Source organism: Pseudomonas brassicae (assembly GCF_010671725.1).
Lineage (GTDB): Bacteria > Pseudomonadota > Gammaproteobacteria > Pseudomonadales > Pseudomonadaceae > Aquipseudomonas > Aquipseudomonas brassicae.
Map to the genome: position 1 here is coordinate 1 of NZ_JAAHBU010000017.1, position 25,073 is coordinate 25,073.

A 25,073-nucleotide genomic window follows, 5' to 3' on the forward strand; every position below is an offset into this window, starting at 1 on the left:
TCGGCCTGCGCGCCCGCCAACCGCGCTTCGGCTGCGGCAATGTCGGGACGGCGGCTGAGCAGGTCGCTGGGCAGGCCGGCGGCGATGCCCGGGGCGGTAATGGTGTTGAAGTCGCTGGCGCGCAGGTCGAGCGCCTGCACCGGCTTGCCCAGCAGGGCGGCGAGGGTAATGCGCGCCTCCTTGGCCTGCTGCTGCAGCAAGGGCAGGCGACGCTGCTGTGCAGCAACCAGGACCTCCTGCTGGGCCACTTCAAGCGCGGTGGCCGAGCCGGCTGCGCGCTTGGCCCGCACCACCTCCAGTACTTGCTGGGCATTGGCCAGGTTGAGCGCTGCGATGCGCTGCTGCTCGTCCAGGGCCAGGGCCTGCAGGTAGGTGCTGGCGACGTTGCTGAACAGTGTCAAGGTGACCGTGGCCTGATCGAATTCGCTGGCTCTCAAGGCCTGCGCGGCGCTGTCGCGGGCGGCAGCGTTGCCACCCCAGAAGTCGATTTCGTAGCTGGCATTGAAACTGGCGCTGTAGGCGACCGTTTCGCGCCCGCTGGTGCTGCTGCTCGATGAGCTGTAGCCGTTGTGGCGCATCTGTTTTTCGCGGCTGGCACTCAGCGCGCCGGTGACTTCGGGCAGCTGCGAGCCGGCTGCTGCGGTACGCGCGGCACGCGCCTGGCGTACACGCGCAATGGCGGCGGCGATGTCGTAGCTGCCGCTGTCGGCCTGGGCGATCAACTGATCGAGCTCGGGGCTGGCAAAGCTGCGCCACCACTGCTGGTTGCTCGCACGTTGGGCCTGGTCGTTCGGCGACTGCCAGTCGGCAGGCGGCTCGATACCGAGTTCCGGGCCTGGGGCCGTGCTGCAGGCGCTGAGCAGCAGGGCCAGGGTCAGCGCGCTCAGGAGGGGTTTCATCGCGGGTTCATTCACTGGTGAGGGCCTTGACCGGGTCGAGTCGAGCGGCTTTGCGCGCAGGCATGAAGCCGAATACCACGCCGGTAATCACGGCGCAGGTGAATGCGCCGAGAATGGCGCCCAGGGTAAACGCCACGGCGATGTCCGCCAGCAGCAGGCCGCCACCGATCAGCAGCGCCAGGGCGATGCCGGTGACGCCACCGACCATCGACAGCAGCACCGCCTCGCTGAGGAACTGGCGCAGGATGTCGCGTTGACGCGCGCCGGTGGCCATGCGGATGCCGATCTCGCGGGTGCGTTCGCGCACGGTCATCAGCATGATGTTCATCACGCCGATACCGCCTACCAGCAGGGAAATGGCGGCAATCGCGCCGAGCATCAGCGACAGGGTGTTCTGGGTGCGTGCTTCGGCCTGGATCAGGGCGGCGTCGTTGGTCAGTTCGAAATCGTGCTTGCCCTGGTGCAGGCGCCGCATCAGTTGGTCGATGGCCTGCTCGGTTTCCTTGACCCGGCCGGAGTCGACGGCGCCAATGGTCACGTACTCCGGGTCGCGGCTGCCGAACAGGCGTACCGCCGCAGCAGAGTAGGGCACCACGATGCGCCCATCGCTGTCCTGGTTGCCCGAACTCGAGCCTTTTTCGGCCAGAATGCCAATCACCTGGAAGGGCACGTTGCCGATCAGGATGTACTGGCCGATCGGATTGCCAGCATCCTTGAGCAGCTTTTCCTTGACCTTGCGGCCGATCACCGCGACAGCCGCTGCCGAATGTTCGTCGGCTTCGGTGAAGAAGGCGCCTTCGACCACCGGCCAGTTGAAGATCTCGGGGAAGTGCGTATTGTTGCCACCGACATAGAAGCTCTGGCTGTTGTTGCCATAGCGCACGGTCAGTTCGTTGCCGATCACCGGCATGATCATCTTGACCTGCGGCAGTTGCGCCACTGCCGCCACATCGTCGAGCGAGATCACCCCGGCTGGGGCGCTGTGGGTCGGCGCGCTACCGCTGAGGTAAAGAATGTTGGAGCCGAACGCGGCCATCTGCGCCATGACCTGGCGTTTGCTGCCCTCACCGACGGCCAGCATCACCACCACCGAGGCCACGCCGATGACGATGCCAAGCAGGGTCAGGGCGGTGCGGAAGCGGTTGATCCACATCAGTCGCCAGGCCGCCTGCAGGGCTTCGATCAGTTCGCCTTTCCAGGCGCCGCTCTGGGTGGCGCCGCGATCCAGGCGCTGGCGCAGGTCTTCGGCATTCAGGCTGGCAACCTGCGCACGCGCGGGCGCCGCTTCATTGGCCGAGTCGCTGAGGATCAGGCCGTCGCGAATCTCGATGATGCGCTTGGCGCGTGCCGCCACTTCACGGTCATGGGTGATCAGGATGACCACGTGGCCCTGGCTGGCGAGTTCGTCGAGCAGGGTCATCACTTCGGCGCCGCTCTGGCTGTCGAGGGCGCCGGTGGGTTCGTCGGCGAGGATGATATGCCCGCCGTTCATCAGTGCGCGGGCAATGGACACGCGTTGCTGCTGGCCACCGGACAACTGGTGCGGGCGATTGCCGGTACGCGTGGCCAGGCCCAGCCGACCCAATAGGCCGGCGGCACGCGCATGGCGCTCGCTGGCGGGGGTGCCGGCATAGATGGCCGGCATTTCGACGTTTTCCTGGGCCGAGCCCGAGGCGATCAGGTGGTAGCCCTGGAACACGAAGCCGAATGCCTCGCGGCGAATCCAGGCCAGTTCGTCGCTGTCCAGTTCGGCGACGTCCTTGCCGGCAAACAAGTAGTGGCCGCTGGTGGGGCGGTCGAGGCAGCCGAGGATGTTCATCAGGGTCGATTTGCCAGAGCCGGAGGCCCCGACGATGGCCACGAATTCGCCGGGGTGGATGGCCAGGCTGATGCCGCGTACGACTTCGACCTTGGGCGTGTCGATGCCGCCGTAGGACTTGCGGATATCGCGCAGTTCGATCAGGGGCGTGGACATTCAGCCCCCCCTTGGCGGCGGGCGCGCCGATCAGCAGCGTGTCGCCTTCGGCAAGACCGTCGAGGATCTGTACCCGTAGCCGATCGCTGAGGCCGGCGCGCACCTTGCGCTGTTCGACCTTGCCGTTGGGGCGCACCACCTGGGCCAGGCGCATGTCGCTCTGCAGTGCGTCGGGCTCCAGTGCCACCACGGGCGCGGTCAGCACGTTGCTGGCCTGGCCGGCGACAAAGAACACCTGGGCGGTCATTTCGGCCATGAGTGAATTGTCGACGTTGTCCACGTCCAGCAGCACGGTGTACAGCACCACCTTGCCGCCGCCACCGGAGGTGCTGGAACTGTTGGGGCTGCCGCCGCCCTGGCTGATCTGGTCGAGCGGCTTGGGGGGGATCGGCAGGATCTGGCGAACCGTGCTGCTCCAGCGGCGCTTGCCGCCGGCCAGGGTGGTGAAGTAGGCCTGCATGCCCGGCTTGACGTTGCCGATGTCGGCTTCGGACACCTCGGCCCACACCGTCATTGGGGTGAGCTTTGCGATCCGCAGGATGAGTGGGGTTTGTTGCTGGGCATTGAGGGTCTGGCCTTCGCGGGCGTCGACCGCCACCACGGTGCCGGACATGGGCGCGTAAATGCGAGTGTAGCCCAGCTCGGCCTCGTCGCTGCGCAGGCTCGCCTGCGCCTGGGAAATCTGCGCCTGGAACATGCCGATCCGGGCCTGGGTGACCTTCAATTGCGCCTGGGCGGTCTGTACGTCCTCGTCACGGGTGGCACCGCTGGCGGCCAGGTGCTGCTGGCGCTTGAACTGGTGTTCGGCCAGCGTGTACTGGGCACGTTGTTCCTGCAGTTGGGCCTTGAGGTTCTCGATCGAGTAGCGCCCGGCATCAAGCCGCGCACGCTGTGTCGAGGGGTCGATCTCGACCAGCAATTGACCTTCCTCGACCCGGTCGCCGACTTCCACGTGCAGTTTGCGAATTTGCCCGGATGCCTGGGCGCCCACATCGACATAGCGGCGAGGTTGCAGGGTGCCCAGGGCTGTCACGCTACTTTCGATATCGGCACGCGTGACCGTGACCGTATTCAGGCTATCACCAGCGCCAGGCAGGGATTTCCAGGCCACCAGCGAGCCGATGCTGATCAGGCCGAGGGTACACAACAGCAAGCGGCGTTTGAACGGGGGACGTCTCATGCAGGGGTTCCAGCCAAAAGGTGTGCGTGGTGCCGCGATGGCCGCTAGGCAGACACGGGAAACTCACAGTTAAACGTTGCGCCACGCACGGAATTTACCCAGGCTGGCGCAGGGGCCAGGGGGGTAGGCGTTTGGCGATGGTCGTGGAGGTGCGAGTATAACCAAATGGTTTTGCGAATGATTCCGCTTTGCGGGGTTTGTTCGAAGGTTCCCGTGCGGCACAGTATTCGCCTGCCCGGCTTGCTTTCCTGCGGTTTTGCGACAACTATCATTGAAGACCCTTCATTTGACGAAGCCCCCGTCATAGCCTGAAGTTCATGGTGGTGTAGTAGTGGTCAAGGAATCGCTCCCCCGCTCACTACCCAGGTTGTTCACGATGCCAAACAAATCCATGCGCATCCTTATTGCCGACGAGCACCCCAGCCAACTGCTGCAGTTGGAGAAGCTGCTCAATGGCATGGGTTACTACCGCATTGCGCCGGTCGAGTCCTTCGACGATCTCCAGCATCTGGTACAGAACGCGTTGCAGCCGTTCAGCCTGCTGATCGGCAATATCGACCTGGCCAGCCATGTGGGGGTCGACCTTGAACGGTTCTGCCGGGTCAATGCGCAGATCCAGCACGCCCTGCTGTATGAATCGCAGCACCTCAAGGTCCCGGCCATACCGGCCGGCCAGCGCCAGGCAGTGAGCATCAGCCTGCCTAAAGTGCCGGACAACGAAGCCCTGCAATCCTTCATGGCGATCATCGATGCACCTTTGTTGCTGGGGCAGTTGCCAAACCCCGGGTACAAGGCCTCTGCCCACGCCCACCCGCGGCGTTGGCTGAACCAGGGGCATACGGTGTTTTGCCGCTAATCCTGAGCCCTGCGCCGCTTTTTGTTATGCTCTTGCGCTTGTTCAGGCGCGCCTTGCTGCGCGCGGTGTGTTTACCGATGCGGAAGCCTTTATGACAGCCACCGACCCTGCGCGCCCGTTACGGCTTTCGCGCAGCGACCACAAGACCCTGAGCCTGGCCGCATTGGGCGGCGCGCTGGAGATCTACGATTTCATCATTTTCGTGTTCTTCGCGCTGACCTTGAGCCAGTTGTTCTTCCCGCCCGAAATGCCGCAATGGCTGCGCCTGTTGCAGAGTTTCGGGATTTTCGTGACGGGTTACCTGGCGCGCCCGCTGGGCGGCATCCTGATGGCCCATTTTGCCGACCACCTGGGGCGCAAGAAGGTGTTCAGCCTGAGCATCCTGATGATGGCCTTGCCATGCCTGCTGATCGGGGTGATGCCGACCTATGCCGATATCGGCTATGCCGCGCCGCTGATCCTGTTGGGCCTGCGGATTCTTCAGGGGGCAGCGGTGGGCGGCGAAGTGCCGAGCGCCTGGACCTTTGTTGCCGAGCACGCGCCGCCCGGGCGTCGTGGCTATGCGCTGGGCTTTCTGCAGGCCGGGCTGACCTTTGGTTACCTGCTGGGTGCGTTGACCGCTACCGTGCTGGCTCAGGTGTTCACGGCGCAGGAAATTCTGGATTACGCCTGGCGTTATCCGTTCCTGCTGGGCGGGGTGTTCGGTGTGATCGGCGTGTGGCTGCGCCGTTGGCTGAGCGAAACCCCGGTGTTCCTGGCGCTGCGCGAGCGGCGTGCACAGCCGGTGGCCTTCCCGCTGCGCACGGTGCTGCGCGAGCACCGCCGGGCGCTGGTGCCGGCAGCCTTGCTGACCTGCGTGCTGACGTCGGCGGTGGTGGTACTGGTGGTGATTACCCCGACCGTCATGCAGCAGCGCTTTGGTATGGGTGCGGCAGATACCTTTGCCTTGAGCAGCATCGGCATTGTGTTCCTCAACATTGGCTGCGTACTGGCCGGGTTGCTGGTGGACCGCGTGGGCGCCTGGCGTGCGCTGATGTTCTACAGCCTGTTGCTGCCGGTAGGCATCGCCGCGCTGTATGGCAGCCTGATCGCCGGCTGGGGCTGGACCGGGCTTGCCTATGCGCTGGCTGGCCTGGCGTGTGGCGTGGTGGGGGTGGTGCCGTCGGTGATGGTCGGGCTGTTCCCGCCGGCGATTCGTGTGTCGGGCATTTCCTTTACCTACAACGTGGCCTATGCGCTGTGGGCCAGTACCACGCCGTTGCTGTTGATCGCGCTGATGCCGTGGAGCCCGTGGGTGTGTGTCGGCTTCTGCCTGCTGATGGGTACGGTGGGGCTGCTGACGGCGGTGTACTTCAGCGCGCGCGAAGACCTGCGTGCGGGTGATGAGCTGGTGTTGGCCAAGGTGTGAAATGAGGTGTGCGGCCGCTTCGGCCGCGAGCGCAAAAGAAAGCCCCCTGCGCCGCAAGGCGAGGGGGCTTTTTGCTGGGCGCTGCTTACATGTTCGGGTAAGTCGGCCCGCCGGCACCTTCCGGGGTCACCCAGGTGATGTTCTGCGAAGGGTCCTTGATGTCGCAGGTCTTGCAGTGCACGCAGTTCTGGGCGTTGATCTGGAAGCGCTTGTCACCGTTCTCCTGGGTTACCACCTCGTACACGCCGGCCGGGCAGTAACGCTGCGCCGGCTCGTCGTACAGCGGCAGGTTGGTGCCGATCGGGATGCTCGCATCTGCCAGCTTCAGGTGGCACGGCTGCTCTTCTTCATGGTTGGTGCTGGAGAGGAACACCGAGCTCAACTTGTCGAAGCTCAACTTGCCGTCGGGCTTGGGGTAGTCGATTTTCTTCGAGTCGGCCGCCAGCTTCAGGCAGGCGTAGTCCGGCTTGGTGTCGTGCAGGGTGAAGGGCAGCTTGCCGCCGAACCAGTTCTGGTCGACATACGCGAACGCCGCGCCCAGCAGCGGGCCGAACTTGTGCATCGCCGGGCCGAAGTTGCGGCTGGCGAACAGCTCTTCATACAGCCAGCTGGCCTTGAAACCGTCGACGTAGGCGGTCAGTTCATCACCCCCTTCGCCACCGGCCAGCAGGGCCTGGGCAACGGCGTCGGCGGCGAGCATGCCGGACTTCATGGCAGTATGGCTGCCCTTGATCTTGGCCACGTTCATGGTGCCCAGGTCGCAGCCGATCAGTGCGCCGCCCTTGAACACCATTTTTGGCAGCGAGTTGATGCCACCCTTGGCCAGCGCGCGGGCGCCGTAGCTGATGCGCTTGCCGCCTTCCAGGTACTGCGCGAGTACCGGGTGGTGCTTGAGGCGCTGGAACTCGTCGAATGGCGACAGGTAGGCGTTGGCGTACGACAGGTCGACGATCAGGCCGACCACCACCTGGTTGTTTTCCAGGTGATAGAGGAACGAGCCGCCGGTGTTCTCGGTGCTCATCAGGTCCAGCGGCCAGCCGGCGGTGTGCACCACCAGGCCTTGCTGGTGCTTGGCCGGCTCGATTTCCCAGATTTCCTTCAGGCCGATGCCGTAGTGCTGCACGTCGGATTCGTTGTCCAGGTCGAAGCGCTTGATCAGTTGCTTGCCAATGTGGCCGCGGCAACCTTCGGCGAACAGCGTGTACTTGCCGCGCAGTTCCATGCCGGGGGTGTAGACACCTTCCTTGGGGTTGCCTTCACGGTCCACGCCCAGGTCGCCGGTGATGATCCCGCGCACTACGCCGTTCTCGTCGAACAGCGCTTCCTGGGCCGCGAAGCCTGGGTACACCTCGACGCCGAGGTTCTCGGCCTGCTGGGCCAGCCAGCGGCACAGGTTGCCCAGCGAGATGATGTAGTTGCCTTCGTTGTGCATGGTCTTGGGCACGAACAGGTCAGGTACCTTGACCGCGCTGCCGGCATCGCGCAGCACATAGATGTCGTCGCGCTTGACCTCGGTGTTGAGCGGGGCGCCGAGCGCCTTCCAGTCCGGGAACAGCTCGTTCAGGGCGCGTGGTTCGAATACCGCACCGGAGAGAATGTGTGCACCGACCTCGGAGCCTTTCTCGACCACGCAGACGCTGATTTCGCTACCGGCTTCGGCGGCCTTCTGCTTCAGTCGGCAGGCGGCGGACAGGCCCGCCGGGCCGCGCCGACGATGACCACGTCGAATTCCATGTATTCGCGTTCCACAGGTTCTCTCCTACTCAAGGCTCATCGGTTTTTCTGGGTTGGCGTGTGTCAGGCGGTCATCTTTGGGGTGCCCGGGCGTGTAGCTCGGGCGATGACGGACTACACCGCTTTCTCTTGGCCGCGCATTATATCTACACCACTTGCGAGGTCCAATACAAACGTTTGTTTGAATTTGCCGCAGGCCAGTAAAATCAAAGTGCCACGGCTTGAAGCTGGCCGGTTTGCCGTATTGACCGGATTGGGCGTTACGGTCAAGATACGGGCGGTTTTACGCTCGCCGTAGGCTGACCGTCGGATGCAGGAGCACCCCTAAAAACCAGGCAAACAGCAGGGCAGTTACGCCAGAACCCGCTGTGTAGTGGAGTTTACACGCCACGACAAACAATGACCCACGGGTTTTGCGTGCAAGCGTCGCGATTGGACTGAGCAGTCAGTTTAATTTCACCTGCTCGAAATCGTTTTTGGAGGTGCCCTTGTACCCACGCGCTATCGCCAGGTCCTGCCCAGGCGACATTCTTTTCACCGGAGAGTAACGAGGAATCCATGAAGGTTCTTGTAGCTGTCAAACGAGTGGTCGACTATAACGTCAAGGTTCGCGTCAAGGCGGACAACTCCGGCGTAGACCTTGCTAACGTCAAGATGTCCATGAACCCCTTCTGCGAAATCGCCGTAGAAGAAGCCGTGCGCCTGAAAGAGAAGGGTGTGGCGAGCGAGATCGTCGTCGTTACCGTCGGCCCGGCCACTGCCCAGGAGCAATTGCGCACCGCGCTGGCGCTGGGTGCCGACCGTGCCGTACTGGTCGAATCCGCTGAAGAGCTGACCTCGCTGGCCGTGGCCAAGCTGCTCAAGGCTGTGGTCGACAAAGAGCAACCTCAGCTGGTGATCCTTGGCAAGCAAGCCATCGATAGCGACAACAACCAGACCGGCCAGATGCTGGCTGCGTTGAGCGGTTATGCCCAGGGCACTTTCGCCTCCAAGGTGGAAGTCGCTGGCGACAAGGTCAATGTCACCCGTGAAGTCGACGGTGGCCTGCAGACCGTTGCGCTGAACCTGCCTGCGATCGTCACCACCGACCTGCGCCTGAACGAGCCGCGCTACGCGTCGCTGCCGAACATCATGAAGGCCAAGAAGAAGCCGCTGGAGACGGTCACTCCGGACGCGCTGGGCGTTTCCACCGCCTCCACCAACAAGACCCTGAAAGTCGAAGCGCGGCTGCTCGCAGCGCGGGTATCAAGGTCAAGTCGGTAGCTGAACTGGTCGAGAAACTGAAGAACGAGGCGAAGGTAATCTAAATGACTATCCTGGTTATCGCTGAACACGAAAACGGTGCCGTTGCCCCGGCGACCCTCAATACCGTTGCTGCTGCCGCAAAAATCGGTGGCGACATCCATGTGCTGGTCGCAGGCCAGGGCGTGGGTGGTGTAGCCGAAGCCGCCGCGAAAATCGCTGGCGTGGCCAAGGTACTGGTTGCCGACAACGCTGCCTACGCGCACCAGTTGCCGGAAAACGTCGCACCGTTGGTAGCGGAGCTGGGCAAGGGCTACAGCCACGTGCTGGCCCCTGCCACTTCGAACGGCAAGAACATCCTGCCGCGCGTTGCCGCCCTGCTGGACGTCGACCAGATCTCCGAGATCATCGCGGTCGAGTCGGCCGACACCTTCAAGCGTCCGATCTACGCCGGTAACGCCATTGCCACCGTGCAATCGAGCGCTGCGGTCAAGGTCATCACCGTGCGCGCCACCGGCTTTGACGCCGTTGCCGCCGAAGGGGGTTCGGCTGCAGTCGAGGCGGTTGCTGCTGCGCACGACGCGGGCAAATCTGCGTTTGTCGGCGAAGAGCTGGCCAAGTCCGACCGTCCTGAGCTGACCGCTGCCAAGATCGTCGTTTCCGGCGGTCGCGGCATGCAGAACGGTGACAACTTCAAGCACCTGTATGCCCTGGCCGACAAGCTCGGCGCTGCGGTGGGTGCATCGCGCGCTGCGGTCGACGCAGGTTTCGTGCCCAACGACATGCAGGTCGGCCAGACCGGCAAGATCGTTGCCCCGCAGCTGTACATCGCGGTCGGTATCTCCGGCGCGATCCAACACCTGGCTGGCATGAAAGACTCCAAGGTGATCGTTGCGATCAACAAGGACGAAGAAGCGCCGATCTTCCAGGTGGCTGATTACGGTCTGGTGGCTGACCTGTTCGAAGCCATCCCGGAGCTTGAGAAGCTGGTTTAATCCGACAGCTTCACTTATAAAGAGCCCGGTCTTTTGATCGGGCTTTTTTTATTTCGCGCGCAACAGGGTAGGGAGGCATGTGCATGGCTTGGCTTGGCCGAATGGCAGTTGCAGGGCTGCTGGGTATTGCCTGTGTGCCTGCGACGGCAATGGCAGTGGGCAAATGCGAGCGCCTGGTCGCCACCGGCAGCCCGGACGCGCCGCCGTATGCATGGCGCGACCCGCAGGACCCCAAGCACCTGATCGGTGCCAACGTCGACCTGCTCAAGCAGGTGGCCAGCGAGCTGGGGTTGAAGGTCGAGGTGCTGTACGCCGGCAAGCGCAGCGAGGCGCAGAGTGAGGTGCGCAGCGGGCGCATGGACCTGCTGGTGGATGCGCCATTGAGCGTCGCGGAGCTGACCTCGGTGGATTACCTCCACCCTGCGCTGCTGCAGAACGACTACCTGGTATGGACACGCCATGACTCGACCCTGGTGTATGACAGCGTGGCGGACCTGCATCTGCACCAAGGTGCGATTTCCGAGAAGGCACGGCTGACGCCCGAATTTGCTGCATTGGCCAAGGAGCAGTTGAAGTTGGCGCCTGCACAGAATTTGACTCAGGCGTTTCAAAAACTGCTGCTGGGTCAGGTGGACTACGTGCTGGCCGGCCGCTATGCCGGCATGGCCATGGCGCAGACCCTGGGCATGGCCAACGACCTGATTGCCCGCGGCGTCCCCCTGGATCGGCCGGGGCTGTACCTGGCGCTGTCGCATAATTCGGCGTGCAATGATGCGTGGTTGCGCGGACAGCTGGCCAAAAAACTGACAGAATTACCCGCCTCTGGCGTGTACCAGGCAGTACTGCAACGCAATGTCGAGCGCTGGAAAGCGCAACTGCAGCAACCGCTCGACGCCCCCAAACAGTAGGAAGATTGTGTGAGAACTCAACCGCTTTTCGCTGCCCTGGCGTTACTGGCCCTGGCCGGTTGCGCTGCCGATCCGGCCCCCCATGAGCAACTGCGTTTGTCTGAGCAGGCACTGGAGCAGGCCAAGGCTGTCGGTGCCACCGACGACGTGCCCGAGCTGAAAATGGCCGAGGCCAAGCTGGACCGGGCTCGCGCCAACATGCTCGGCGAGTCGTTTCGCGATGCGCGGCTGCGTGCCGAGCAGGCCGAGCTGGATGCACGCCTGGCCGAGGCGCGGGTGCTGACCCTCAAGAGCCAGGAGCAGCTGACACTGCTGCAGTCACGGGTCGATCGTCTGCGCAAGCAGTTGGGGGAGCAACAGTGAGTTCGATCAAGCCCTTGGCGGCAATGATGGTTGTGGGTGTGCTCGGTTTGCAGGGCTGCGCCAGTGAGCGCAGTGAGTCCGCCCTGGACCAGGCCAGCAGCAGTTTTCAAGCGGTCAAGGATGATTCCAATGTGTTGCGCAGTGCGCCGCGCGACGTGATCCGTGCGGGCGAATCGCTGGCACGTGCCGAGCGCTTGTCCAGCTACATGGGCACCGGTGCCGACGTGCGTCATTACGCCTACCTCAGCCAGCGCTACAGTGAAATCGCCCGTGAGCACAGCAATCTGGTGCTCAACCAGGAGCGTCAGGCCAAGCTGGAGCTGGAGCGCCAGCGCCTGCAGCTGGCCCTGCGCGAGGCCAAGCTGGTCAGCGTGCAGCAGCAGGGCAAATGGCTCGAGGCGCAGATCGTCAGCCTGGCCACCACGCAAAGCGACCGTGGCCTGGTGATGACCCTGGGCGACGTACTGTTCGATACCGGTCACGCAGAGCTGAAGAACTCTGCCAGCCGCACGGTGCTCAAGCTGGTGCAGTTTCTGCAGCTCAACCCGAAGCGTGTCGTGCGCATCGAAGGCTACACCGACAGTAGGGGGCGTCCGAGGACAACCTGACGCTGTCGCGTGACCGTGCCCAGGCGGTGGCGGACATGCTGGTCGACCTTGGTGTCGATGAAAAGCGCATCCAGGTAGAGGGCTATGGCGACCAGTACCCGGTCGAGGCCAATGCCTCGGAGCGCGGCAGGGCACAGAACCGTCGCGTGGAGATCGTTTTCTCTGACGAGAAGGGCCGCCTCGGCGCGGCGCGCTGAAACACGGTGCACACAAAAAACCGGTGATATTCACCGGTTTTTTTATAAGCAAAGCCTCGAAAAAGCTGCTGTCACACAACTGTGTTGTCGACTATTCTGGCATCTGTGCCCGTACACTTGCGCACTGTTCCGGTATTCTCTGCCGGCTCGTACAAGAATAACTAGATTGTCCGCGTGTCGAGAGTTCTCCCATGACCAACCTGTTGCTCTACCAGCGCATCGCCCAGCAACTGGCGGAAGATATCCGCCGTGGTGTCTATCAGCCCGGTGAGCGCGTGCCGTCGGTACGCAAGATGAGCTCGCAGCTCAACGTCAGCCATGCCACGGTGTTGCAGGCCTACGCCAACCTCGAGGATCAGGGGCTGATTCGCGCGCGGCCGCAGTCGGGCTATTACGTCCACCAGACTCCCGCCCTGACCGCGCAGACGCCGGACATCGCGCGCGTCGAGCGCCCGGGCCTGGTCACCCGCAGCAGTATCATCCAGCAGGTGTTGACCGAGGCGCGGCGCGATGGGGTATTCCCGCTGGGGGCTGCCGTGCCGCATGTCGACTACCTGCCAGTGCGCGCGCTGCACCAGCAATTGGCCAAGGTCACGCGGTTCCAGAGCCCGCGCGCCTTCAGCTACATGTTCAGCCCGGGTTTCGAGCCGCTGCGCCGGCAGATCGCGATCCGCATGCGCGACGCCGGCGTGGTGGTAGACCCTTCGGAAGTGGTGGTGACCCATGGCTGTGTCGATGCGCTGCAGATGTCGCTGCGCGTGCTGACCCGCCCTGGCGATCTGATCGCGGCTGAATCGCCGACCTATTACGGCTTGCTGCAACTGGCAGACCTGCTTGGGCTCAAGGTGATCGAGATCCCCAGTGATCCGTCTACCGGTATCAGCCTGGAGGCCTTGCAACTGGCGGCCAACCAGTGGTCGATCAAGGCGCTGGTATTGACTGCGCGCTTGAGCAACCCGCTGGGTGGCACCATCCCCGAGGAGCGGCAGAAGCAACTGTTGCGCCTGGCCTCGGATTTCAATATCCAGGTCATCGAAGACGATATCTATGGCGAGTTGATGTTCGAGCAGGGGCGTACCAAGGCGCTCAAGGCGTTTGATCGCCTTGGGCGGGTCATCTACTGCTCAAGCTTTTCCAAGACGCTGTCGCCCGGGGTGCGTATCGGCTGGATGATCGCTGGCAACTACCAGCAGGAAATCCAGCGGCTGCAAACCTTTACCACACACTCCGCGTGCAGCGTCACGCAGATGGGGGTGGCGGCGTACCTGGAAAATGGCGGCTACGACCGGCACCTGCGCTACATTCGCCAGGAGTACCGCAAGAACCTCAGCGCCTACCAGTTGGCGGTGCAGCAGCACTTTCCCGAAGGTACACAGATGAGTCGGCCGACCGGCGGCTTCATTCTGTGGGTCAGCCTGCCAGGGCGGGTCAACACCCAGGAGCTGCATGTGCGGGCCTTGCAGCAGGGCATCAGCATTGCGCCGGGGCTGATTTTCAGCAATACCGAGCAGTTCAACCATTGCATACGCCTGAACTGTGGCATCCCGTGGAACCGCGAGGCAGAGCGGGCGCTGCTCACCCTGGGGATGCTGGCCCGTCAGCTGTGCCAGGAGACGGCGTCGGGCGCTTACCTTTAGTCGACAGGCTTGCCAGCGAGCGCAGGAACAAGGAGCATACGCGTTTTCATGAATACGTCTCGTTGCCTATGAATGCGTTGCGGTGTACCGGAGTGGTGTTGCTGTGTGTGCTGGGGCTGGCACGCCCGGCATTGGCGGTGCCTGTGGTTGCGCCGGTGCTGCTGGCGCAGTCTTCAGCCCAGCCGGCTGCGGCCAAAGCCACGCCGTCGTCGAAGGCAGCAGCCAAGCCAAAGCCCAAGCCAAAGCCCAAGTCAAAGCCTGTTGTGCGCAAAAAAGCGCCGGCCAAGGCGGCCAAGTCCGGCAAGCGCAATGCGTCCGAAGTCATCGCGGCGCCGTTGCCCAAGGCGCGCCTGGACCTGAGCCTGCCGCCCGAGATGGTCAAGGAACTGCAGCCGCCTGGTCAGCTCGATGTACAGGCGCGGCGCCCATTGTTGCCGGCGCTGTTCCAGGACAAGCCCGCCTCGGACAGCCCGTTCCAGCTCAATGGTCGGCTGTTGAGCAACGAAATGCAGCTGCAATTGCGTAACGACAGCCGCCAGGATGTCGAGGGCGCAGCCATCGATTTCGAGTTCAAGCAATAAACGCCGGGCGACTTGGCAGTCATTTTTCGTACGGCGATATTTCATCTCGGCGGTAATTTCAAACGCCTGTTTTAGCGGTTACTATCCCCCTTCATTCATCATTTGTTATACCGAGGTCTGACGTCATGAACTGCCGTGAAGGCTGTGGCGCCTGCTGCATTGCCCCTTCCATCAGCTCGCCGATTCCGGGCATGCCGCACGGCAAGCCGGCTGGCGAACGCTGTGTGCAATTGTCCGAGCTCAACCTGTGCGGCATCTTCGGCAAGCCTGAGCGGCCCGCAGTGTGCTCGGGGTTCAAGGCAGAGGTGGACACCTGCGGCAGTGATCGCGACGAGGCGATCAGGATCATCGGTTGGCTGGAGCAAATGACGGCGGCTTGAGTGGGCGTAACTTCGATAATAAGGAAAACAACACGATGGGATCGTTTAAGCGCGTAGCAGTGATCTGTGGCCTGAGTGCAGTGTTCGTGTCGGCAGCGCAGGCTGAAGACTGGAAGGTGGCCAAGGAGGAGCAGGGCATCAAGGTGTCGCTGAGCGAGGTGAGCGGGTCTGACTACAAGGCCTACCAGGGTGTGACGGTCATCAAGGCGCCACTGGCCAGGATCAGGGCGCTGCAGGAGGATGTGGCAGGCGCCTGTGCGTGGATCCACGAATGCAAAAGCCAGAAGCTGCTCAAGCACGAAGGTGATCAGAGCTGGACCTACACCCAGTTCAATACCCCGTGGCCGGTGACCCCGCGTGATTCGATCATCCATGTGACCACTGTTCAAGGGGCTGATGGCAGCCTGATGCGCACCTTGGAAGGTGTGCCCGCTTATCTGCCTGAAGAGAAAGGCTATGTGCGTGTCGCGGCGGTGGACGGGTTTTGGAAGCTGGTGCCCAAGGGTGACAGCACCGAGGTGACCTACCAGGTGCACACCGAGCCTGGCGGCAGTGTGCCGGCGATGGTGGCCAACAAATTCGTGGTGGATGCCCCCTTCAATACGCTGAAGGCGTTGAAGCGCGTGCGGAGAAGCCTTGATCGGTACAGTTCTCTTGTGAGTATGTTGCCAGCCATTTGTATTGGTTTTCATGGCCTCTTCGCTGGCTAGCCAGCTCCCACAGGTACTGCGCTGTCCTTGATTTCAGTGAAGTACCTGTGGGGGCTGGCTTGCCAGCGAAGGCGGCGGCACAAAAAAGGCTGCCCGAGGGCAGCCTTTTTTTATTCGGCGGGCAACGCTTATTTGCGATCGTCCAGTTTGACGATGTTGCGCGACTCGTACCCGGTGTACAGCTGGCGCGGGCGGCCAATCTTGTACGGGCTGGAGAGCATCTCCTTCCAGTGCGAGATCCAGCCGACAGTCCGCGCCAGGGCGAAGATCACGGTGAACATGCTGGTTGGAATGCCGATCGCCTTGAGGATGATCCCCGAGTAGAAGTCGACGTTCGGGTACAGCGAGCGCTCGATGAAGTACGGATCGGTCAGCGCGATCTCTTCCAGGCGCATGGCCAGTTCCAGTTGCGGATCGTTGGTGATGCCCAGCTCGCGCAGGACTTCATCGCAGGTCTGCTTCATCACGGTGGCGCGTGGATCACGGTTTTTGTAGACACGGTGACCGAAGCCCATCAGCTTGAACGGGTCGTTCTTGTCCTTGGCCTTGGCGATGAAGGTGTCGATGTTGGATACATCGCCAATTTCGTCGAGCATGGTCAGCACGGCTTCGTTGGCGCCGCCGTGGGCAGGGCCCCACAGTGCAGCGATGCCCGCAGCGATACAGGCGAACGGGTTGGCACCCGAGGAACCGGCCAGGCGCACGGTAGAGGTCGACGCATTCTGTTCGTGGTCGGCGTGGAGGATGAAGATCCGGTCCATTGCCTTGGCCAGTACCGGGCTGATCGGTTTGATCTCGCACGGGGTGTTGAACATCATGTGCAGGAAGTTCTCTGCATACGTCAGGTCGTTGCGCGGGTACATCATGGGCTGGCCCATGGAGTACTTGTAGACCATCGCTGCCAGGGTCGGCATCTTGGCAACCAGGCGCACGGCCGAGATTTCGCGGTGCTGCGGGTTATTGATGTCCAGCGAGTCGTGATAGAACGCCGACAGCGCGCCAACCACGCCGCACATGACGGCCATCGGGTGGGCGTCGCGACGGAACCCGTTGAAGAACGACTTCAACTGCTCGTGCACCATGGTGTGATTTTTCACGGTGCTGACGAACTGAGCCTTCTGCTCGGCATTCGGCAGTTCGCCGTTGAGCAGCAGGTAGCAGGTCTCGAGGTAATCGGATTGCTCGGCGAGCTGTTCGATCGGGTACCCGCGGTGCAGCAGGATGCCCTTGTCGCCGTCAATGTAGGTGATCTTGGACTCGCACGAGGCGGTCGCCATGAAACCAGGGTCGAAAGTGAAGTGGCCCGTGGCCCCCAACCCTCTAACGTCGATAACATCGGGACCAACGGTGCCGGTTAAAATGGGCAGCTCGACGGGGGCTGCGCCCTCGATGACCAACTGCGCTTTTTTGTCAGCCATGTGGCCTCCTATTAATGCTTGAAATCATCAGACAGACCCCCCACGCAGGGCCCGCACCACTATAGTGAGATAAATTTGAATGTCAATTTGCCTAAAGCACGGTTGTAAAGGCCTTTAGGCGCTGTTTTTCCTCGAAATTGCCGCTCGTTTACGCCTTTTGTTGGCTAAAGGCAATGCGCTATTTGGGCTAGGCCTTCACGTTGTCATTAGTAGCCTAACTGTCTATACTCGGCACCCGACCGCCAGGGGCTCGCAAGCCCGCTTTTCTGGGGTCGTCACTCCCTGGGTGGTGGGTACCTGACCAGTACACTTACCAACAACTTTGCCCTGCTTGCTAGGGGCTCTTCAGTGTGAAAAAAGCCGTGAAAAGCCAACGACCTGTAAACCTAGACCTAAGGACCATCAAACTCCCCATTACCGGCGTTACGTCATTTCTTCACCGTGTTTCCGGCATCATCCTCTTTCTGGGCCTGGGCATCATGCTGTACGCATTGAGCCAATCCCTGAGCTCCGAGGAAGGTTTCGCCGAGGTGAAGGCATGCCTGACCAGTCCGCTGGCCAAATTCGTGGCGTGGGGCCTTCTGTCCGCCTTGCTGTATCACCTGGTTGCCGGTGTGCGCCATCTGATTATGGACATGGGCATCGGTGAGACGCTGGAAGGCGGCAAACTGGGCTCGAAAATCGTTATCGCCATTTCCGTGGTGGTGATCGTTCTGGCGGGAGTTTGGATATGGTAACTAATGTCACGAACCTGTCGCGTTCGGGCCTCTATGACTGGATGGCGCAGCGCGTATCTGCGGTCGTTCTCGCGGCTTACTTCATCTTCCTGATCGGCTACCTGGTGGCGCACCCTGGCATCGATTATGTCCAGTGGCACGCTCTGTTCTCCCACAACGCGATGCGCATCTTCAGTCTGCTGGCCCTCGTTGCCCTCGGCGCTCACGCCTGGGTCGGCATGTGGACCATTGCCACCGACTACCTGACGCCAATGGCGCTGGGCAAGTCGGCGACTGCAGTTCGTTTCCTGTTCCAGGCGGTATGCGGCGTCGCGATGTTCGCTTACTTCGTCTGGGGTGTGCAGATTCTCTGGGGTATCTGATTCATGGCTAACATTCCAACGATTTCCTTCGACGCCATCATCATTGGTGGTGGCGGTGCCGGCATGCGCGCAGCGCTGCAGCTGGCTCAAGGCGGCCACAAGACCGCTGTGATCACCAAGGTGTTCCCGACCCGTTCGCACACTGTATCGGCCCAGGGTGGCATCACCTGCGCCATCGCTTCGGCCGACCCGAACGATGACTGGCGCTGGCACATGTACGATACCGTCAAGGGCTCCGACTACATCGGTGACCAGGACGCTATCGAATACATGTGTCAGGAAGGCCCGGCTGCGGTCTTCGAACTGGACCACATGGGGCTGCCGTTCTCGCGTACCGAAACCGGCCGTATCTACCAGCGTCCGTTCGGTGGCCAGTCCAAGGATTACGGTAAAGGTGGCCAGGCTGCGCGTACCTGCGCCGCTTCCGACCGTACCGGTCACGCGCTGCTGCACACCCTGTACCAGGGCAACCTGAAAGCCGGCACCACCTTCCTCAACGAGTGGTACGCGGTCGACCTGGTCAAGAACCAGGACGGCGCGTTCGTCGGTGTGATCGCGATCTGCATCGAAACCGGCGAAACCGTCTACATCCGTGCCAAGGCCACCGTACTGGCCACCGGCGGTGCAGGGCGTATATATGCCTCCACCACCAATGCCCTGATCAATACCGGCGACGGCATTGGCATGGCCCTGCGTGCCGGCGTGCCGGTGCAGGACATCGAAATGTGGCAGTTCCACCCGACCGGCATCGCCGGCGCAGGTGTACTGGTTACCGAAGGTTGCCGTGGTGAAGGCGGCTACCTGATCAACAAGCACGGCGAGCGTTTCATGGAGCGCTACGCGCCAAACGCCAAAGACCTCGCTGGTCGCGACGTTGTGGCCCGCTCGATGGTCAAAGAGATCATTGCCGGCAACGGCTGTGGCCCGAATGGCGACCACGTGATGCTCAAGCTCGACCACCTGGGCGAAGAAGTACTGCACAGCCGCCTGCCAGGTATCTGTGAACTGTCCAAGACCTTCGCTCACGTCGACCCGGTCATTGCGCCAGTGCCAGTCGTGCCAACCTGCCACTACATGATGGGTGGCGTTGCCACCAACATTCATGGCCAGGCCATCACCCAGAACGCCGACGGCGTCGACACCATCATCGAAGGGCTGTTCGCGGTCGGTGAAGTGGCGTGCGTATCGGTTCACGGCGCCAACCGCCTGGGCGGCAACTCGCTGCTCGACCTGGTGGTATTCGGCCGCGCGGCGGCCTGCACCTGGAAAAAGCCCTGAGCGACGGTATCGAATACCGCGACGCCAGCGACACCGACGTCGAAGTCGCGCTGAACCGTCTGAACAAACTCAACGAGCGTACCGACGGCGAAGACGTCGCTACCCTGCGTCGCGAGCTGCAAAGCTGCATGCAGAACTACTTCGGTGTGTTCCGTACCGGCGAATACATGCAGAAGGGTATCGAACAGCTGGCTGGCCTGCGCGAGCGTATCGCCAACGTCAAGATCAACGACAAGTCCCAGGCCTTCAACACCGCGCGTATCGAAGCGCTGGAGCTGCAGAACCTGCTGGAAGTCGCTGAAGCCACTGCAATCGCTGCAGAAGTGCGCAAAGAGTCCCGCGGTGCTCACGCCCGTGAAGACTTCGAAGACCGTGACGACGAAAACTGGCTGTGCCACACCCTGTACTTCCCGGGTGAGAAGCGGGTTACCAAGCGTGCAGTCAACTTCGCGCCGAAAACCGTACCGACGTTCGAGCCTAAAGTCCGGACTTACTAAGGGTGGCCACTATGTTGAAAGTCGAAGTTTATCGTTACAACCCCGATACCGACTCGGCGCCTAAGACTCAGGTGTTCGACGTTGATACCGGCGGCAAGGACCTGATGGTTCTGGATGTGCTGGCACTGATCAAGGAACAGGACGAAGGGTTCTCCTATCGTCGTTCGTGCCGCGAAGGCGTGTGCGGTTCCGATGGCATGAACATCAATGGCAAGAACGGCCTGGCCTGCATCACCCCGCTGTCGGCGGTGGTGAAGAAGAACAAGCTGGTCGTGCGTCCGTTGCCGGGCCTGCCGGTGATCCGTGACCTGGTCGTCGATATGAGCATCTTCTACAAGCAGTACGAGAAGGTGAAGCCATTCCTGCAGAACGACACGCCGGCTCCGGCCATCGAGCGTCTGCAGTCGCCTGAAGAGCGTGAGAAGCTGGACGGTCTGTACGAGTGCATCCTGTGCGCTTGCTGCTCGACGTCCTGCCCTTCGTTCTGGTGGAACCCGGACAAGTTCCTGGGCCCGGCCGCGCTGCTTCAAGCTTATCGTTCCTGGCCGATAGCCGTGACACCAAGACCCAGGAGCGCCTGCGTCCCTGGATGACCCGTTCAGCGTATTCCGCTGCCGCGGGATCATGAACTGCGTCAACGTTTGCCCCAAAGGTCTGAACCCGACCAAGGCAATCGGCCACGTACGTAACATGCTGCTGCAAAGCGGCACCTGATTCAAAAAGTGTTGTACCCGTAGTACACCGAGGTGCGGGCACTTGCCCGTACCGAGTGCAACTTGAGTGACGGCCAAAAGCCGACACTTTTACCTATGAAGATATGAGACCAGCAGGGGCGTCCGGGCTGGTACCCGGTAAATCTGCGGAACTCTCGGTGGCTTGGTTCAGTCGCTGCACACGGACTCAACTCAGCTTGCTGTGGTTCTTGCCGATCGAGGCCCCTAACCGAGGGTGACCAAGCATGCAAGAAAGCGTGATGCAGCGCATGTGGAACAGCGCCCACCTTTCCGGTGGTAACGCTGCCTATGTGGAAGAGCTCTATGAGCTCTACCTGCACGACCCTAACGCTGTGCCAGAAGAGTGGCGCACTTACTTTCAGAAGTTGCCCGCCGAAGGCAGCACTGCCACCGATGTATCGCACTCGACGATCCGCGACCATTTCGTATTGCTGGCAAAGAACCAGCGCCGCGCCCAACCGGTTTCCGCCGGTAGCGTGAGCAGTGAGCACGAGAAGAAGCAGGTTGAAGTGCTGCGACTGATCCAGGCCTACCGTATGCGCGGCCACCAAGCCGCGAAGCTCGACCCCCTGGGGTTGTGGCAGCGCCCTGCGCCAGTAGACCTGTCGATCAATCATTACGGCTTGACCAATGCCGATCTTGATACGACCTTCCGTGCCGGCGACCTGTTCATCGGCAAAGAGGAAGCGAGCCTACGCGAAATCTTCGACGCGTTGCAGCAGACATATTGCCGCACCATTGGCGCCGAGTTCACTCACATCGTTGACTCCGAGCAGCGCAGCTGGTTCCAGCAGCGTCTGGAGAGCGTGCGTGGGCGTCCAGCATTCTCCGCCGACATCCAGAGCCACCTGCTCGAACGCATCACTGCGGCCGAAGGTCTGGAGAAATACCTGGGTACCAAATACCCGGGCACCAAGCGTTTCGGTCTGGAAGGCGGCGAAAGCCTGATTCCGATGCTCGACGAGCTGATCCAGCGCTCCGGTTCCTATGGCACCAAGGAAGTCGTGATCGGCATGGCCCACCGTGGCCGTCTGAACGTGCTGGTCAACACCTTCGGCAAGAACCCGCGCGAGCTGTTCGACGAGTTCGAAGGCAAGAAGAAGGTCGAGCTGGGTTCCGGTGACGTCAAATACCACCAGGGCTTCTCGTCCAACGTGATGACCGCCGGCGGTGAAGTTCACCTGGCCATGGCGTTCAACCCGTCTCACCTGGAAATCGTTTCGCCGGTGGTCGAGGGTTCGGTACGCGCCCGTCAGGACCGCCGCAACGACAGCGTGGGTGACAAGGTTCTGCCGATCTCGCTGCACGGTGATGCTGCATTCGCCGGCCAGGGCGTGGTCATGGAAACCTTCCAGATGTCGCAGACCCGCGGTTTCAAGACCGGCGGTACCGTGCACATCGTGATCAACAACCAGGTAGGTTTCACCATCAGCAACCCGCTGGACTCGCGTTCCACCGAGTACTGCACCGATGTCGCCAAGATGATTCAGGCGCCAATCCTGCACGTCAACGGTGATGACCCGGAAGCGGTGCTGTTCGTGACCCAGCTGGCGGTCGACTACCGCATGCAGTTCAAGCGTGACGTGGTCATCGACCTGGTCTGCTACCGTCGTCGTGGCCACAACGAGGCTGACGAGCCGAACGGCACCCAGCCGCTGATGTACCAGCAGATCACCAAGCAGCGCACCACCCGCGAGCTGTACGCCGACAGCCTGATCCAGGCTGGCCGTCTTGATGCCGAGCGTGTCCAGGCCAAGATCGACGAGTACCGCAACGCGCTGGACAACGGCCTGCATGTAGTAAAAAGCCTGGTCAAAGAGCCGAACAAGGAGCTGTTCGTCGACTGGCGTCCGTATCTGGGCCACGCCTGGACTGCGCGTCACGACACCCGCTTCGACCTCAAGACCCTGCAAGAGCTGTCGGCCAAGCTGCTGGAGTTGCCAGAAGGCTTCGTGGTTCAGCGTCAGGTCTCGAAGATCTACGAAGATCGCCAGAAGATGCAGGCCGGTGGCTTGCCGATCAACTGGGGTTACGCCGAAACCATGGCGTACGCCACCCTGGCCTTCGAAGGTCACCCGATCCGCATGACCGGCCAGGACATCGGCCGTGGCACCTTCTCGCACCGCCATGCGGTGTTGCACAACCAGAAGGACGCCAGCACCTACATCCCGTTGCAGAACCTCTACAAGGGCCAGCCACGTTTCGACTTGTACGATTCGTTCCTGTCCGAAGAAGCGGTGCTGGCCTTCGAATACGGCTACTCGACCACCCAGCCCAACGCGCTGGTGATCTGGGAAGCCCAGTTCGGCGACTTCGCCAACGGTGCCCAGGTGGTTGTCGACCAGTTCATCACCAGCGGCGAGCACAAGTGGGGCCGTCTGTGCGGTCTGACCATGCTGTTGCCACACGGTTATGAAGGGCAGGGGCCTGAGCACTCCTCGGCGCGTCTGGAGCGTTACCTGCAACTGTGTGCCGAGCACAACGTTCAGGTTTGCGTACCGACCACCCCGGCGCAGATCTACCACCTGCTGCGTCGTCAGGTCATTCGTCCGCTGCGCAAGCCGCTGATCGTACTCACGCCCAAGTCGCTGTTGCGCCACAAGCTGGCCATCTCGACCCTGGAAGAACTGGCCGAAGGCTCGTTCCAGACCGTCATTCCGGAAATCGACAGCCTCGATCCGGCCAAGGTGACGCGCCTGGTGCTGTGCAGCGGCAAGGTCTACTACGATCTGCTGGAAAAACGCCGTACCGAAGGCCGTGAAGACATCGCCCTCGTGCGTATCGAGCAACTGTATCCGTTCCCGGAAGACGACCTGGTCGAAATCCTCGCGCCTTACACCAACCTGCAAAACGTTGTGTGGTGCCAGGAAGAGCCGATGAACCAGGGCGCGTGGTACAGCAGCCAACACCACATGCGTCGCATCCTGAGCCGTCACAACAAGGACCTGGTCCTTGAGTACGCCGGTCGTGACGCCTCGGCAGCACCTGCCTGTGGTTACGCTTCGATGCACGCCGAGCAGCAGGAAAAACTGCTGCAAGATGCCTTCACCGTTTAATGCCATCGCGCACTTGAAACCGAATTTAAGGAACCACTGATAATGGCTATCGAGATCAAAGCCCCTACTTTCCCGGAATCGGTTGCCGATGGCACCGTTGCCACCTGGCACAAGAAACCGGGCGAAGCCGTCAAGCGTGACGAGCTGATCGTCGACATCGAGACCGACAAGGTCGTCCTGGAAGTGCTGGCCACCGCCGACGGCGTGCTGGGCGACATCGTCAAGGGCGAAGGCGAGACCGTCCTGTCTGACGAAGTGCTGGGTTCGATCAACGAAGGCGCTGCTGCCGCTGCGGCTCCAGCCGCCGCTGCTGCACCTGCGCAGGCCGCTGCCGCTGCCGATGCCGGTGAAGACGACCCGATTGCTGCGCCTGCCGCACGCAAACTGGCCGAAGAAAACGCCATCGACCTGTCCAGCGTTGCGGGCACCGGTAAAGGCGGTCGCATCACCAAGGAAGACGTCGTTGCCGCCGTCGCCAACAAGAAGGCCGCACCGGCTGCTGCTGCCAAGCCGGCCGCTGCCGCCGCAGCTGCCCCGGTTGTGGCCACTGGCGACCGCACCGAGAAGCGCGTGCCGATGACCCGCGTGCGCGCTACCGTGGCCAAGCGCCTGGTCGAAGCACAGTCGAACATGGCCATGCTGACCACCTTCAACGAAGTCGACATGACCGAAGTCATGGCCCTGCGTTCGAAGTACAAGGACCTGTTCGAGAAGTCCCACAACGGCGTACGCCTGGGCTTCATGTCGTTCTTCGTCAAGGCCGCCACCGAAGCGCTGAAACGCTTCCCGGCGGTCAACGCATCGATCGACGGCAGCGACATCGTGTACCACGGCTACGCCGACATCGGTGTTGCCGTGTCCAGCGACCGTGGCCTGGTGGTACCGGTTCTGCGTAACGCCGAGCAGATGAGCCTGGCTGAAATCGAAGGCGGCATCGCCACCTTCGGCAAGAAAGCCCGTGACGGCAAACTGTCGATCGACGAAATGACCGGTGGTACGTTCACCATCACCAACGGTGGTACTTTCGGTTCGATGATGTCGACCCCGATCGTCAACCCGCCGCAAGCTGCGATCCTGGGCATGCACAACATCATCCAGCGTCCGATGGCCATCAACGGCCAGGTCGTGATCCGTCCGATGATGTACCTGGCACTGTCCTACGATCACCGCCTGATCGATGGTAAAGAAGCCGTGACGTTCCTGGTGACCATCAAGAACCTGCTGGAAGACCCGGCTCGTCTGCTGCTGGACATCTAAATAGACAGCTGCAGGCTGCAGGTGGCCGGCGTGTGCCGGTTGCCTGCAACCTGCAGCTTGT

At 61.9% G+C, this 25,073-nt stretch carries 15 protein-coding genes and 7 pseudogenes; 17 read left to right on the forward strand and 5 right to left on the reverse strand.

All coding sequences use genetic code 11. The annotated features are described in order from the left end of the window. The 3 genes and pseudogenes from G3436_RS01715 to G3436_RS01725 all read right to left on the reverse strand — a co-directional run. The coding region (locus G3436_RS01715) for a TolC family protein (RefSeq protein WP_163940665.1) at nt 1-899 on the reverse strand (899 nt) is incomplete at its 3' end. A gap of 7 nt (nt 900-906) precedes the next feature. Next, nucleotides 907-2,874 (reverse strand): MacB family efflux pump subunit, encoded by a 1,968-nt coding sequence (locus tag G3436_RS01720; protein WP_163940667.1) that lies wholly within the window; start codon nt 2,872-2,874, stop codon nt 907-909. A gap of 4 nt (nt 2,875-2,878) precedes the next feature. Beyond that, nucleotides 2,879-4,054 (reverse strand): annotated as a pseudogene (locus tag G3436_RS01725) (efflux RND transporter periplasmic adaptor subunit); the annotation flags it as partial. Nucleotides 4,055-4,430: 376 nt separating this feature from the next. Between G3436_RS01725 and G3436_RS01730 the strand changes: the two are divergent. Then, complete coding sequence (locus G3436_RS01730; RefSeq protein ID WP_163940669.1) at nt 4,431-4,910, forward strand: histidine kinase; 480 nt, start codon at nt 4,431-4,433, stop codon at nt 4,908-4,910. Between the two features lie 91 nt (nt 4,911-5,001). Beyond that, nucleotides 5,002-6,318 (forward strand): MFS transporter, encoded by a 1,317-nt coding sequence (locus G3436_RS01735; RefSeq protein WP_163940671.1) that lies wholly within the window; start codon nt 5,002-5,004, stop codon nt 6,316-6,318. 85 nt (nt 6,319-6,403) lie between these two features. On the opposite strand, the pseudogene G3436_RS01740 reads toward G3436_RS01735, so the two are convergent. Further along, a pseudogene (locus G3436_RS01740) lies at nt 6,404-8,067 on the reverse strand (electron transfer flavoprotein-ubiquinone oxidoreductase). Between the two features lie 543 nt (nt 8,068-8,610). On the opposite strand from G3436_RS01740, the pseudogene G3436_RS01745 reads away from it, so the two are divergent. The 9 genes and pseudogenes from G3436_RS01745 to G3436_RS01785 all read left to right on the forward strand — a co-directional run bounded on the left by G3436_RS01745 (nt 8,611) and on the right by G3436_RS01785 (nt 15,603). Next, nucleotides 8,611-9,359: pseudogene (locus G3436_RS01745) on the forward strand (electron transfer flavoprotein subunit beta/FixA family protein). Further along, nucleotides 9,360-10,289: an electron transfer flavoprotein subunit alpha/FixB family protein gene (locus G3436_RS01750; RefSeq protein WP_163940673.1), complete on the forward strand. Its 930-nt coding sequence runs from the start codon at nt 9,360-9,362 to the stop codon at nt 10,287-10,289. A gap of 101 nt (nt 10,290-10,390) precedes the next feature. Then, nucleotides 10,391-11,197, forward strand: coding sequence for a substrate-binding periplasmic protein (locus G3436_RS01755; RefSeq protein ID WP_163940707.1), 807 nt, complete (start codon nt 10,391-10,393; stop codon nt 11,195-11,197). 9 nt (nt 11,198-11,206) lie between these two features. Beyond that, nucleotides 11,207-11,560 (forward strand): DUF4398 domain-containing protein, encoded by a 354-nt coding sequence (locus tag G3436_RS01760; RefSeq protein WP_163940675.1) that lies wholly within the window; start codon nt 11,207-11,209, stop codon nt 11,558-11,560. 23 nt (nt 11,561-11,583) lie between these two features. Further along, nucleotides 11,584-12,365: pseudogene (locus G3436_RS01765) on the forward strand (OmpA family protein). A 191-nt stretch (nt 12,366-12,556) separates the two neighbouring features. Beyond that, on the forward strand, nt 12,557-14,002 hold the full coding sequence (locus G3436_RS01770; RefSeq protein ID WP_163940677.1) for an aminotransferase-like domain-containing protein: 1,446 nt from the start codon (nt 12,557-12,559) through the stop codon (nt 14,000-14,002). A gap of 68 nt (nt 14,003-14,070) precedes the next feature. Next, entirely contained in the window at nt 14,071-14,583 is a 513-nt protein-coding gene (locus G3436_RS01775) for a translation initiation factor 2 (RefSeq protein ID WP_178116289.1), read from the forward strand. A 125-nt stretch (nt 14,584-14,708) separates the two neighbouring features. After that, nucleotides 14,709-14,963 carry a YkgJ family cysteine cluster protein gene (locus tag G3436_RS01780; RefSeq protein WP_163940678.1) on the forward strand — a complete coding sequence of 85 codons (255 nt, stop codon included), beginning with the start codon at nt 14,709-14,711 and terminating at the stop codon, nt 14,961-14,963. A 35-nt stretch (nt 14,964-14,998) separates the two neighbouring features. Continuing rightward, nucleotides 14,999-15,603, forward strand: a pseudogene (locus tag G3436_RS01785) (START domain-containing protein). 198 nt (nt 15,604-15,801) lie between these two features. Here the strand turns inward: G3436_RS01785 and gltA are convergent. After that, entirely contained in the window at nt 15,802-17,091 is a 1,290-nt protein-coding gene (gene gltA / locus G3436_RS01790; protein ID WP_163940680.1) for a citrate synthase, read from the reverse strand. A 350-nt stretch (nt 17,092-17,441) separates the two neighbouring features. Between gltA and sdhC the strand changes: the two genes are divergently transcribed. The 6 genes and pseudogenes from sdhC (at nt 17,442) to odhB (ending at nt 25,012) form a co-directional block, all read left to right on the forward strand. After that, nucleotides 17,442-17,828 carry a succinate dehydrogenase, cytochrome b556 subunit gene (gene sdhC / locus G3436_RS01795; protein WP_088515660.1) on the forward strand — a complete coding sequence of 129 codons (387 nt, stop codon included), beginning with the start codon at nt 17,442-17,444 and terminating at the stop codon, nt 17,826-17,828. Further along, complete coding sequence (gene sdhD / locus G3436_RS01800) at nt 17,822-18,190, forward strand: succinate dehydrogenase, hydrophobic membrane anchor protein (RefSeq protein ID WP_119142975.1); 369 nt, start codon at nt 17,822-17,824, stop codon at nt 18,188-18,190. The genes sdhC and sdhD overlap by 7 nt, the downstream gene beginning before the upstream one ends. Nucleotides 18,191-18,193: 3 nt before the next feature. Then, nucleotides 18,194-19,965, forward strand: a pseudogene (gene sdhA / locus G3436_RS01805) (succinate dehydrogenase flavoprotein subunit). Nucleotides 19,966-19,976: 11 nt separating this feature from the next. Further along, nucleotides 19,977-20,679 (forward strand): annotated as a pseudogene (locus G3436_RS01810) (succinate dehydrogenase iron-sulfur subunit). A 244-nt stretch (nt 20,680-20,923) separates the two neighbouring features. After that, nucleotides 20,924-23,755: a 2-oxoglutarate dehydrogenase E1 component gene (locus G3436_RS01815; protein WP_163940682.1), complete on the forward strand. Its 2,832-nt coding sequence runs from the start codon at nt 20,924-20,926 to the stop codon at nt 23,753-23,755. Nucleotides 23,756-23,797: 42 nt separating this feature from the next. Then, nucleotides 23,798-25,012 (forward strand): 2-oxoglutarate dehydrogenase complex dihydrolipoyllysine-residue succinyltransferase, encoded by a 1,215-nt coding sequence (gene odhB, locus G3436_RS01820; RefSeq protein WP_163940684.1) that lies wholly within the window; start codon nt 23,798-23,800, stop codon nt 25,010-25,012. Nucleotides 25,013-25,073 lie beyond the last annotated feature (61 nt).